The organism is Echinicola soli (assembly GCF_006575665.1).
In the GTDB taxonomy this organism is placed as follows: Bacteria; Bacteroidota; Bacteroidia; order Cytophagales; family Cyclobacteriaceae; genus Echinicola; species Echinicola soli.
The window spans coordinates 5339280-5352206 of record NZ_CP041253.1; the positions used below are offsets into that span (position 1 = coordinate 5339280).

The window sequence follows — 12927 nt, forward strand, 5'->3', positions numbered from 1 at the left end:
TTGAGATTGTCCAGTTATCATAGTGGCACTATGCTTTTTATTTTTAAAAATCCATTCATAAAGATTCTCTTTCGATAAAATGGAATGGGTTCTTACAGGTTGCCCTATTAAAATCAGGGGAATTGATCAGACTTGCTCCAGATTCTCCCATTTGCCGCACATCAGTAGTAATCACTGAAATACCTGACATTTTCTTGAGAGGGCTGTCGTTATAAGAGATGATCCCAATACCGTTTCCCGGCCTGATATTTCTTTTCTTTGCCAGTCCATTGATACGGACAAGGTCCTTCTCTTCGATGATAACATAAGCAGTGCCTTCTTCTATTGCTGGATGTGGGACATCAACCACTTCAAAATCAAATTGAAAATCCAGGCAAAACTTTCTAAATCCGGTCTTAATTTCCTCAGGATACGGATAAGGTAGGTTATCGGGAAATACCAGAACGATCTTCTTGTATTTCCTAAGCTTTTCAATGGTCTGTTTCAAGGCCGCAGAAATATCGGTTTTAAAGTCTTGTACCACTGCATCCCAATGCCCTTCCCATCCAGGAATCAGGTTATCCAGAAACCCGATTTTTTCCCTGGGGATTTTATTCAATACCCAATCGATTTTTTTATTGCCACTTTGATGACGTAGACAATGATCCTTAAAATGCGGCATGATCAAATAATAGTCATACCGCCCGGCACACGATAAGATATGATTTACAAAAAGATCGACATCATAATGATAAACGAAGAAATCAACCTGCACATCCTTGTTCAGCGAAGTGACCAAGGTATTGAAAACCTTCAGTTCATAATCACTGAACTTATTGAGCATCAACAGCACTTTGGGCCTTACTTTTAAAGATGGTTTGGCTATAAAAAAACCCCTTCTTTTTTTTGATTCGATGACCCCTTTTTTTCTCAATAAACCATACGCTTTCTCCACCGTATCCCTTGAAACATCATATTGCTCACTCAGGTCATTTATGGAAGGTATCCTCTCTCCTTCCTTCAACTTTCTTCTCAAAACATCATCGATAATAGCAGCCACGATTTGGCTGTATTTAGGAACTTGCGACCTTGGGTCTATACGAATAAATTCTTTCATTTCATCCATGTCAATCAACGTTCGATAACTTCAAACCCCTCTGGGTTCTCAATCTTCACCGTATATTCTTCCGGCAATTCCAAGACATACTTCAGCTTATCACCGGACCTTTCCCATTTCAGATAAATTCTCTCTTTTCCCACTGGGATGCTTCCCTGGCAGGCGGTCAGGTAGGTTTCGTCAAACCTCACCGTGACTTCCTTCCTTATATAGTCGATGTTCCTGATCCCCAGGGCTCCCTGATAAAGAAGATGTCCCAGATAGGACGCGAAGCCATGATTACAACTGGCATGGGTATCCATATGCTCCCATAAGGTACCCGTCAGTTCGGCCATGCTGAGAAAATACCCTTTCATCTCCTGTAGCATCTGATCACTCAGTCCATAGCGATAGAGGATTTCCATTCTCAGGTAATTGCCAATGAAGGCATTGGCCTTGAACACATTTGGATAAATAGATATGTCATTTCTATCCGGGCCAAATGCTGTCACCAGTTTCTTCCACAGCTCGGGATATTCTCTTGGAGTGGCCAGCTCAAAAAAGAACGCATAGTATTGGCCAACTTCTGAAATATTGGATGTGGGCTTTAGTTTACCTTCCGCATCCCGGATGGCATTGTCCACAAAAAATTCCCCGTTAAACGACTGCTCACGGATAGCCTGGGCGATCTTTTGTGACTTTGTCCCCAGTTCAGGGGTATCATACAGCTTGGATGCTTCCATCAAGGCTTTGCTGTACAGGGCATTGGTCGGGTAATTGACCCCGTTTACGAATTCGTTGGCCTTTGACCACTCCACAAACTTCCATCCTTTAAGGTTCTCCAGCAGCCCGTCCTCATTTTCAAAGGGCGCAAAATAATCCAATAGCTCCATGATCCGGGGCCTTAGGTCTTCCACCAGCCGGGGATCACCTCCCCGCTCAGCATATTCGCTCACCTGTATCACAAACCACAATGCCCAATTCGGAATAAAATTCCCGTTCCGGTTATCAGCCGGATAGACCATCGGGATCATGCCCTTTGGCAAATTATCGAATGGCGTATAAAGCCTATAATTCTGGTAATAATTATAGGCAATATCGTCCCTTCCCGTGAAATCTTTCTCTACGATGGCCATGAACCGGCTATCGCATAACCAGCCAGCCCTTTCCCTGGAAGGGCAGTCCATAAACAGATCGACCGAATTCTGCCTGAATGTCTGCTTACAGGCTTCATATATCTTATTGAGCGCCGGATCATCACTTTGGTACATCGCACTTTCATTTTCGGGGTAGGCGTATTCCCGGATATAAGCGTCCTGGACCTGGCAGGTCCCCTTGACTACGGTCATTCTCAAAAAACGGAACGTGTAGGCCTCAAAGGATTCCAGCTCATAGGTTCCCGGTTCCAATTCGTAAACAATGACATTGTTGATACTTGGCATTCGCTCTTTCGGGTTTACCTCTCCGTCCAGCAAGAGCTCATCAAATGTAAAATACACGGTGGACGGTTCGGTGCACGTAATTTTGCTGCCAATGAAACCAGAAAGGTTGGTACCGAAATCCAGGGTATAAAATTGGTTGGTCCCCAGAGATTCGGTGATGTCATCCTCATCCACTTCTTCCAGCGATTGGGTATGCATATCCTGAATAGTCAATGAAGGGGTGACCGTGTGAGTATCCTCGGAAAACCCTTCAATGAATTTCCCTGTGGCATTTTTACGATATTCCTCCTTTTTTTCCCATCTGATGTGACCCCGATAAATTGTACTCTGGGGCCGGGTCACCCTGAAATCAGGCAACTCCAAATTCCTGTAAAGCAGTTTTTTAACCGAACAGACAGCCAACCCCACCTTATTACTGGAGGAATTTGACACGGTTTTCCAATCATCAGAACTTTCTTCCAGTCTATAATATTCCATAAAAGGCCGCTGGGAACTGTACCTTCTCACCTTTTGTACCCGACTGTCCAATTCAAAGGCTTCAAAACTTCGACTTCGCCCAGTAACCTTGCTTTTGCTCCGCTCAGTAGCCAGGAGCACTTTGTCCCCGTTCAGGATTTCGGCCTGTAAAAAGGAAGGTTGGTCCAGCACATAGAGTGAGTTGACATTGTATCCGGTCACTTCTATTGCTATCACATTTTCTCCCTTTTTCAGATAAGGGGAAAGGTCGTATTCATCCACTCTATAATAGCCATGGCTTGCCCGCGCAGGGCCATATCCCAAATACTTACCATTGACGGAAACACGGTACAGTGTGGATCCGGTAATCTTCAGTACCGGATCGTCCGGATCGATCATCTTGAACGTTCCTTTAAATCCTAATGTCAGGTTCATTTCCGTTTCCCTGCCTTTGGCCCATACGGGCTCCGCCTTTTTGAAAATGGTAGGCTGATGGACAGCTTTAGCCTCCACCTGCTTTCTTGAACAGGAGCAAAAAATTAATGTTACTAAAATCAGTAATGTAATCCTCATTGTTTGGTTATTGAGTTGTCCACTAAATGCACGATTGCTTTCTGTGATTGAATTGATTATTGGGTTGAGAGGCAGTTAGGTTTTAAGGTGTCATGTCCTGCTTTCTTTTTCCATCTTAAGATATGCGATAATCTGCTCAACCAGTGTCATATGCGTTCCCACGTTGTCCCGTCGTCTCTGACGCGGGACTATTTAACTTGCAAAACTTCGTAACTCGTACTTCAATCTTCGTACTTCCCGGCTGAAGAGGGACAGCTGCTACATTCCATTGATATTCATTGAACGGCAGCGGCCAGTCGCCTATACTCCGATCGGTATTGATCGATAATTGCTTCATATTTTTCATTATCTATCAGGTTATTTTCTTCATGAGGATCGTTTTTTAAATCAAAAAACTCCTCATAACCGTGTTCGGTATACTTGATGTACTTAAACTCCCTGCTCACTACAGCTTCTGACGTTGGGATCTTGGGACTGCCCAGAAAATGATGTTCGTAAAAGAACTGCTTTCTTTCCGGTATCTCCTCTTTGGCCAGTCCGAACAGATTCACCCCCTGCATGTCTTCGGGAACAGTAATACCGGCCAGGCCAAGAATAGTTGGAGCGATGTCGGTGTTCAATGCGATCTTGGACGAAACCGTCCCCTTGTCCTTTTCTTTTGACCTGGGATCGTAGACAATAAGCGGTACACGGATGGACTCTTCATATCCATACCATTTTCCGGCAAGTCCATGTTCTCCAAGAAAAAAACCATTGTCCCCCATAAAGATGATCACCGTATTATCTGCAATGCCCTTTTCTTCTAAATCATCCATCAACTCTCCCACTACATCATCCACATGGGTAATCAACCTGTAATAATTTTTAACGCTGTTTTGATACATGGTGTCATTGGCAAAACGGATCTTCCACCTTTCCCTTGCGATATTGGTGTCCGTGCGAAAGAATCCGGGAAACCTGTTCCATGAATCGGGATTCGCCGTTTTGGGTTTGGAAATGGTATCATCGCGATAATAATCCCGGTAAGCAGGAGAAACAATAAACTGTCTGGGATCTTCATCCTGCACATGGGGGGCCTTGAAACTCACCGACAGGCAAAATGGCTCTTTTGAGGCGTAAGAGGACACGAAACGATGGAGGTCATTTTTGATTTTGTCCGTATGGTGAATTGGGGTTCCGTCTTCAGCAACAAGCTCGTAATCGGGCTGGTGCTTGTTTGTACACTCCCAGAAGTCATAAGCTTCTTTTGGCTGGTCCTTTGGGTTGCCAATGCCATATTTCCCTACAAAACCCACCCGATATCCCGATGCTTTTAACAGCATCGGGTAAGTTTTCTGTAGTTGTTCAGGGGTAAGACTCGTTCTAAAATCATTGATTTTGTGCCTGGCCGCATACTGTCCGGTCAAAAGACTTGCCCGGCTTATTACGCAAATGGATGTCGTGACATAAGCATTGGTAAATAGTATTCCGCTTTCCGCCAGACTATCAAGATGGGGGGTTTGAATGACAGGATTCCCCATCACTCCCAATGCGTCCCAGCGCTGGTCATCAGTCAACAGAAATATTATGTTAGGGCGCTGCTGGTTGGTACGTTTATTCTCCTGACAGCCAGTGATGAGACAGCCCATCAACAATAGCATGGAGAAGGTTCTACAATAATAGGTCCTCATACATTACGTTTTTTTAGTATAGTGTTGTATCACGCCAAGAAATAGGCGACTTGATACACATTACTCAATCCTTATTAAGATGCCTTACTTATTTTCCTCATCTTTCAATTCATCATAAGACGTTCAACCTTTTCCCCTGGCCAATGGCATAGCCTGCCCCATTTTATTACCAGATTACCGGTCCGGATGGATTCCCCATTCTAACCGCCTGTCATCGTCATAATCGGCATTTGGGCGGGGAAGCTCTGCTCCAATATCCTTTTGCCACTGTTTCAGCTGCTCGTAAAGTTCCCCTGTCTTTTTGGGGTACTGGGCCGACAGGTCTGTCGACTCACCGATATCCGAACTCAGGTGATACAGGGAAACTGATCCTGAAACCTGGTCTTCTATCAGTTTCCAATCGCCCTTCCTGACAGCTCCTGCCGGCACACCGTGATGGTAAACCGGATAATGCCAGTAAAGTGCCCTGTCAGGATCATACCTGTCGGACAAAAGTGCCGGTAAGATTGACTCCCCGTCCATCACTTGTTCCCGGGGCATCTCCACATCGGCCATCTCCAAAAAGGTAGGATATAGATCCACGCTGCTTACCAGGGCACCGGAGACGCTTCCGGGTTTGATTTTACCCGGCCATTTCAGCAACAAAGGTACCCTGATGCCTCCCTCATATACAGTTCCCTTTTCTCCCCTCAAGGGCAAGTTGGAAGAGGCGATGTATTGCAAGGGTCCGTGCCGGTATACCTCTTGTCGGGAGTTAGCCAGGAGCGTTCTTTTATCATACCGGCTGACCAGTCCTCCGTTGTCCGAGAAAAAGACCACGATGGTCTGCTCACTCAGCCCAACGCTTTCCAGTTTTTCCATTACCCTTCCTACACTATGGTCAATATGCGCTATCATGGCGGCATAAACGGCGTTACAGGGATAGCCTTCCACTTTATCCTTGCCCAGGTACTTATCAATCAAGTCCTGGTCGGCATTCAACTGCACGTGTACATCAAAATGCGACAAAAAGAGGAAAAAGGGCTGATCCTTTTGTTTCTGGATAAACTCAACACCAAAGTCAGTAATCCTTTCGGAAAAGCGCTTTTCAGGATTTCCCTCCCGGGACGGTGTAAAACGGCCCCCGTAGTAACCTTTACCGGTATTGGCCACTTCAAAACCCTGGTTAAGCGGATGCAAATTTTCCATTTCTTCCCCCTCCCCGAGGTGCCATTTTCCGAAATACCCCGTCGCATATCCGGCGTCCTGTAAGGCTTCGGCAAAGGTTTCCACCTGAGCGGGGAGGTATTGCGTCCGATTTATCGGCACCTGCATCTTTTCATAGGGACGCCAGTGGCCGGGTATAAAATCAACCACCCCGACCCGAGCAGGATACTGCCCTGACATGATACTTGCCCGGGAAGGCGAACAAACCGGCGCCGAGGCATAGGCCTCGGTAAACCGCATCCCTTCCTTGGCCAGCTGTGCAAGATTGGGAGCTTCGTTAAACCGGTTCCCATAGACAGGCAGATCGGCCCATCCCAGGTCATCGGCGAGGATAAATACAATATTGGGCCGGTCACCTCGGATACCTGCCAGCGACTTGGCACTTACCGATATGGCCAGGGCCGTGAGCACTAATATCCTGTATGTTATCACTCCTATCATTATACAGATGGTTTACTCACAGGTAAAAACATATTTTCCGCTACCCGCTTCCAGTACCGTGTAACCGGAACCTTCAGACAGTACCTTAAGGTCGTCCACCTTACCTAGTGGCACTCCATCGACTCGGATAATGTTTTCACCAACATCAGGGATATAGACTTTTGCTTTGGTATTGACAGGTATTTCTATTTCCATTAGCAACTTACCGTCCTCAATTTTCCAGCCCGATGCAATCTTCCCGTTTATACTCCGGTAACTCCCCTTCATAGCTTTCATTCGGTGATTGATCTGTGGCCTTATAATGATGTTTCTAAACCCTGCACCTTCCGTATCGATGCCCAGCCCGTAGCGGAACATCCATTCTGCAACTGCACCAAAAGCATAATGGCTAAAGGAATTCATCCGCGCATTATTGCCTGATCCACCGCCGAATCCATCTTCACGGGTGTAGCTGTTCCACCGCTCCCAGATAGAGGTGCTGCCATTTTCGATCGAATAGCCCCAGCTCGGATAATCGGTCTGCATAAACAGGTCATAGGCGAGATCAGGGTAACCGTTTGCTGACAATGCCAGCATGACATGTTTGGTGCCCAGGAAACCTGTGGAAAACACATTTCCATTGGCCTGTATCATGGAGGCTAACCGGGCGGCTCCCTTGGCAGCCAGGTGCTCAGGGTACAGGTCAAAACACAATGCCAGTGCATAGGCCGTTTGGTTGTCGTCATCTCGGATAATGCCGTCTTTATCAATATATTTTTCGATAAAAGCCTTTTTGATATGATCGAACAACTGTGCGTAATCATCAGCATCCCCCTCTTTTCCTATGGCCTTTGCCATTTCTGACATCAATCTGGCATCATGGCCAAAGTAAGCGGCGGCAATAAAATCATCGGACACCTGCCGCCCCACGGCAAGCCAATCACCAAAATTCAACCGGCTTGCCGGGCGGAGATAGTTTTTACTGGTTTCAAGCTGAAATGCCATAAACCGTTTCATTCCCGCGTACATCCTTTCGATGATGCGGGTATCTCCATACATTTTATACAGTGTATGGGGCACGATCACCCCCGCATCCATCCATCCGGGAGAAAACTGGTCGGAACGTGAATAAGGAAAAGGCGCATAATTAGGATAGGCACCGTAAGCCCGCTGGGCATCGTCAAGGTCCACCAGCCATTTGGTAAAGAAAGCTGCCACATCTGCATTATATGCAGCAGACCTCACATAGATCTGGGCATCTCCCGTCCAGCCAAGCCGTTCATCCCGCTGTGGACAATCCGTGGGGACTTCAAAGAAATTGGCAAACTGAGTGGTCAGTATATTTTCATACAGTGTATTGTTCATATCGTTGGCTGCATGAAACGTACTGGTCTTCGGGGTTGGTGAATTCATTACAATACCTGTGATCGCCTCCTTATCTGGCTTTTCTGACAGCCCGGAAACTTCCACATACCGGAAACCGTGATAGGTGAATTTCGGGGTCCACTCTTCAACACCCACGCCTTTGAGCACATAGGTATCGGTAGCCCTTGCCCTTCGCAGGTTTTCTGTCATCAGGGTACCGTCATCATGCAGCATCTCTCCATATCTCAAGGTTATTTTCTGTCCGGATTTACCCTGGGCCTTTAGCCTGGCCACTCCTGCAAAGTTTTTTCCCAGGTCAAAAACATACACTCCCGCTTCCGGTTCGGTAATGTCCATCGGCTGAATTTCTTCGATATGACCGACTGGTTCTGCTGGATAGGCTTCCAATTTTCCATCTGGGGGAAACGACAACCGGGATGCTGACCAGTTTTCCGCGTCATAGTCCGGTCCATCCCATCCCGGCATTTCCAACCTGGCATCATAAGCTTCCCCCATCAGTATATCAGCTTCCCGGATCGGTCCTTGGTTGGCCTGCCAGGTAGCATCGGTGGCGATGATGTCCATGGTGCCATCTTCATATTCAATTTCGAGCTGCCCGAAAACAGCCGGATCAACCCCATAAAATCCCCTTACCCTTTCATTACCGATCAGTAATGCAAAGCCCAGATACCCGGCATACCAACCATCAGCCACCGTGGCGCCGATCACATTTCCTCCTTTGTTAAGCTGCTCGGTAACATCATAGGTCACGTAGTAGATCCGTTTGTCATAATCGGTCCAGCCAGGTGTAAAATGGTCTTCTCCTACCTTTTCACCGTTCAGTCGCAACTCAAAAAGACCTGCGGAAGTAAAATAAGCTTTCGCTTTTTTCACCTTTTTATCCGAAGAAAATGATTTTCGAAAATACCGTGCTGGAGGCAGGTAAAGTTCCTTGTATTTATGTTTTTGATTTACCCCGGTGCGGTGGGTGATCCATGTACCTTTCCAGTCGGTATATTGCATCAGGCCCATAGACCAATGGGCAGGCTCACTCCACGCAGACACTTCATCTTCCGAATTCCAGACCCGTACCTTCCAGTAGCAATCCTGTCGTGATATAAGCTCCTCGCCCGAATATGGCAATTGATTCGTCTGCTCAGAAAGCACCTTTCCCGTATCCCACAAATCCGCCTGGCCCTTGTTTAACTTTTCAAGCGATGAAGCAACCATGATCTGGTAGGCGCTCTGGTGTTGATTTGCTTGGTCAGAATATAGTTCCCAACTCAGCCGGGGCTTTTTAACATCAATCCCTAACGGATTGACCTTGTACTCGCAACGCAGGTAATCCGGAGTAATCTTTCCATTTCCCAGGGCGTTTCCGGTATGTACCAATGAGATCAGGATCGCTATCAATAGCATGTGAAGTTTCATGTTTTTTGTTGAGTTATATATTTAAGGTCTATATAATACGCCGTGTAACTTTGCGTGAGCCATTGCGGTAAAACAAGGCCCTTGACATGGAAAACCACTAAGTTTTTCACCATGGTCACAAAGTCAGGAGCCTTTTAAATTTCCATCTATTTTATAGAACATGCAGAAGCTTACTTCTATAAATTCTGATCATTGTATTAAAAGGTCTTCATCTGATTTTGTCCAATCTTCTTTTCCCATTCTTCAAATTCTTCGACTAAATTTCTCACTTTATCCTGATGCCGGTTAGAAATATCATTCCTTTCATTCAGATCCTGATGTAAATCATACAATGTGGTATCCGACTCATTAATAAGAAGTTTCCACTGTTTTCTTCGAACAGCTTTCTGATCTCTAAATCTCCAGAAAAGGGTTCTTTCTTCAAGTTTAGATGGATCAAACAGGATTTTTGAAAAATCCCGTCCATCAAATTTAACGTCCTGGGGAACCTGCGATCTACTTACCGACAAAAACGTGGGCAGCAGATCCATGGTGATCAGCGTTTCGGGTGATTCCCCCGGAGAAATATGGCCTTTCCAGTACGCAATTGCAGGAACACGATGTCCTCCTTCCAGTAAAAGTGCTTTTTTTCCGTTAAGCCCTCCGTTATTCCCAATAGGAAGGGCACCATTGTCTGAAAGAAAGAAAACCAGCGTATTTTCGAGTAAATTATTTTTCTCCAATGCCCCCATGATTTTTCCCATACCTTCGTCCATGACTTCTACCATTTCTTTATAGGCTCTCCTTTTATCCTGTACCGGTGTATATTTCCCTGTCCCGAGTGACCGGAGGGCCGGATCATTTCTTCCCTGGAAAGGATTGTGTGGGGACTCCTGGGCCACATAGAGGAAAAAAGGGTTGTCCCGGTTTTCATGAATAAAATTCACAGAATGTTGTGTAATTAAATCTGTCACATAACCTTCTTCTTCAACAATTTCAAGATCATGCCACCAGTCATATACACCGGAACCATCGATATGAGAGTGATAATCTATATTTCCGCTTACATAACCGTGAAATTCATCAAATCCGTGGTACACAGGGTTGTATTCTTTCTGATAGCCCAAATGCCATTTGCCCATAATGCCTGTCCGATAACCGTTGTTCTTCAGAAGCTTGGCGATCGTTATTTGACTGGTATCCAGGCCTGTTTTCCTGGTTTCGTTATAGGCATATATCACCCCTTCCAATCCCGATTTTTGCTGATAATTTCCAGTAAGCAATGCCGCCCGGGTCGGGGTACAGACAGCCCCGTTGGAATGAAAGTCGGTAAACTTGATCCCCTCTCTGGTCAGCGCATCTAAATGCGGTGTTTTTATTCTATGTTCGCCATAACTGCCAATTCCTCCATACCCCAGGTCATCAGCCATAATAAGGATAATATTGGGTTTTACAGCTGATGGGTTTTGACCTTTGCAATTTGCTAAAACAAAAAAAGTAAAGCCTATAAAAAACATTATAGCCATGCTGAATTTTGTTTTCGATAGATGATTATTGATTATCATTTTTGTTTTTTGAGCAATACACCTATATACTATTGACAATTAACTTTGATGTTAAATACTCGATGCCTTGGCGTCTTTGTGCAGCTGCATGGAATATGTTTTATTCTCCCGCTAAGTCACTAAACGGCAAAGAAATAGTTCTTTTGTGTTGTTTACCTTGAATTCAACGGTTTTAAAAAATTGATAATGACAGAGCTTATCTGTACAACTCAATTTTTTTATTCCAATTACCACCCCGGATTTTGGGTTATGTTCGAATTGGTCTGAATCTCTGTCAGCGGAATGGGGTATAACTCGTACCTGGGGTCATAGACAGTACCAAACAATTGTGTCTCAAAACCTGTTTCAATTGCTTCTTGTACCTTACCCATCCTCCTGATGTCGAATATTTCGTGGAATTCGAAGGAAAACTCCCAAAACCGTTCTTTATAGATCAATTCCCTAAATTCCTCTTGTGAGGTAGCTGCTTGTGGATCATAAACCGTTGCATTAGCTCTTTCCCGGACCTCGTTAAGGTAGCCTAAAGCCGCAGCACCTGGGCCGTTTAGCTCGTTTTCAATTTCTGCCAACATCAACATAACATCCGAAAACCGGTATATGATGATATCGGTTTCGCCATCGCAGCATTCCTGTTCCGGATCTTGGTATTTTGCCGGAGACATACCGTTTCTGGTCTCTCCATAAGGCCCTAACGCGCCATTGGGCAATCGCTCCCCAAAGACCACTACCTGGTTGGCTCCCCGCAATTGGTAACGCTCCAGCCAGGTCACGTCCCTGCGCTCATCAGTGTCATCATATGACTCATAGAATTCCTGTGTGCAGCCTCCATGGTACTGACCGGTTCCCCCAAAAGGCGAACGCAGTGGTCCCCACATATGTGCCATGGCAGTCCCCTGCCCCTCTATCCTGCTTTGCTGTACAGCAAAGACAATTTCCGCATTCAGTTCATTTTCCAGATCAAAGATATCCGCGTAGTTTTCCAGCAGACCAAAGCCATATTCTCCTCGGTTAGCATAAAGGTCTGACAACAAGGTATGGGCTTCCTGTAAATGAGAGGCATCATTCAATGGTTCTCCGGCCATGGTCAGATAAACCTTGGCCAATAAAAACTTGGCGGTTCCTGCGGCTACCCTACCCATTTTTTCGCCATTTCCCCTGGACGGGGGAAGGTTGTCCAAGCCTTCTTTAAGGTCAGCGACAATGGCCGCATACACTTCATCCATAGGTGCTCTTGATGGATTGGCATCCTCCAGGCTGGTACTTTCCTTCAGTAATAAGGGTACATCACCAAAGAAACGGACCAGGTTAAAGTAATTGTAGGCCCGCAGCCATTTTGCTTCGGCGACCAGGCTCGCTTTCTCGTTTTCATCCATTTCAATGGACGGAATCCTATCGATGGCGGCATTGGCCCTGTTGATGATGTCATAAGCCGCTGCCCAATAGCTTCCCAAAATACGGTTCTCGGACGCGTCGAAAGAATAATTCGCATACATTCTCCTAAAAGCCGCTCTTGTTGCCGAATGCGGAGCCTGCATAAATGTCAATGATGTAAAATAAGTATCGTGAAATGGGCGCCTGTTCAATCCATTGTAAATCGCTATTACCGCCGCATCTGCATCCGCTGCCGATGTGTAGAAATTAGTTGGGCTCAACTCGGAAAACACGTCTTCCTCCAATGTCGTACAACCGGCAAGTAAAACCATCAATATCAAGCTATATATAATCTTTTTCATCTTCAGCATCTT

General features: G+C 45.7%; 7 protein-coding genes. All 7 read right to left on the bottom strand.

The window, feature by feature from the left end; genetic code table 11:
• Positions 1-55 precede the first annotated feature (55 nt).
• The gene (locus tag FKX85_RS20590) at positions 56-1096 is read right to left on the bottom strand and encodes a GntR family transcriptional regulator (RefSeq protein ID WP_168196311.1); all 1041 of its coding nucleotides are present in this window, start codon (positions 1094-1096) and stop codon (positions 56-58) included.
• Between the two features lie 14 nt (positions 1097-1110).
• Positions 1111-3546, bottom strand: a complete 2436-nt coding sequence (locus FKX85_RS20595) for an alpha-L-rhamnosidase-related protein (protein WP_141616510.1) — start codon at positions 3544-3546, stop codon at positions 1111-1113.
• A 275-nt stretch (positions 3547-3821) separates the two neighbouring features.
• Positions 3822-5216, bottom strand: a complete 1395-nt coding sequence (locus tag FKX85_RS20600) for a sulfatase family protein (RefSeq protein WP_141616511.1) — start codon at positions 5214-5216, stop codon at positions 3822-3824.
• A 174-nt stretch (positions 5217-5390) separates the two neighbouring features.
• The gene (locus FKX85_RS20605) at positions 5391-6863 is read right to left on the bottom strand and encodes a sulfatase (RefSeq protein WP_141616512.1); all 1473 of its coding nucleotides are present in this window, start codon (positions 6861-6863) and stop codon (positions 5391-5393) included.
• Between the two features lie 12 nt (positions 6864-6875).
• Positions 6876-9638 carry an alpha-L-rhamnosidase gene (locus tag FKX85_RS20610; RefSeq protein WP_141616513.1) on the bottom strand — a complete coding sequence of 921 codons (2763 nt, stop codon included), beginning with the start codon at positions 9636-9638 and terminating at the stop codon, positions 6876-6878.
• Positions 9639-9835: 197 nt separating this feature from the next.
• Entirely contained in the window at positions 9836-11182 is a 1347-nt protein-coding gene (locus tag FKX85_RS20615) for a sulfatase-like hydrolase/transferase (protein WP_141616514.1), read from the bottom strand.
• A 227-nt stretch (positions 11183-11409) separates the two neighbouring features.
• Entirely contained in the window at positions 11410-12915 is a 1506-nt protein-coding gene (locus tag FKX85_RS20620) for a RagB/SusD family nutrient uptake outer membrane protein (protein ID WP_168196313.1), read from the bottom strand.
• Between the last annotated feature and the right edge of the window lie 12 nt (positions 12916-12927).

Bases quoted from the DNA above. Each gene is read 5' to 3' on its own strand.
- FKX85_RS20610 (WP_141616513.1), bottom strand. From the start codon at position 9,638: ATGAAACTTCACATGCTATTGATAGCGATCCTGATCTCATTGGTACAT.
- FKX85_RS20600 (WP_141616511.1), bottom strand. From the start codon at position 5,216: ATGAGGACCTATTATTGTAGAACCTTCTCCATGCTATTGTTGATGGGC.
- FKX85_RS20595 (WP_141616510.1), bottom strand. From the start codon at position 3,546: ATGAGGATTACATTACTGATTTTAGTAACATTAATTTTTTGCTCCTGT.
- FKX85_RS20615 (WP_141616514.1), bottom strand. From the start codon at position 11,182: ATGATAATCAATAATCATCTATCGAAAACAAAATTCAGCATGGCTATA.
- FKX85_RS20605 (WP_141616512.1), bottom strand. From the start codon at position 6,863: ATGATAGGAGTGATAACATACAGGATATTAGTGCTCACGGCCCTGGCC.
- FKX85_RS20590 (WP_168196311.1), bottom strand. From the start codon at position 1,096: ATGAAAGAATTTATTCGTATAGACCCAAGGTCGCAAGTTCCTAAATAC.
- FKX85_RS20620 (WP_168196313.1), bottom strand. From the start codon at position 12,915: ATGAAAAAGATTATATATAGCTTGATATTGATGGTTTTACTTGCCGGT.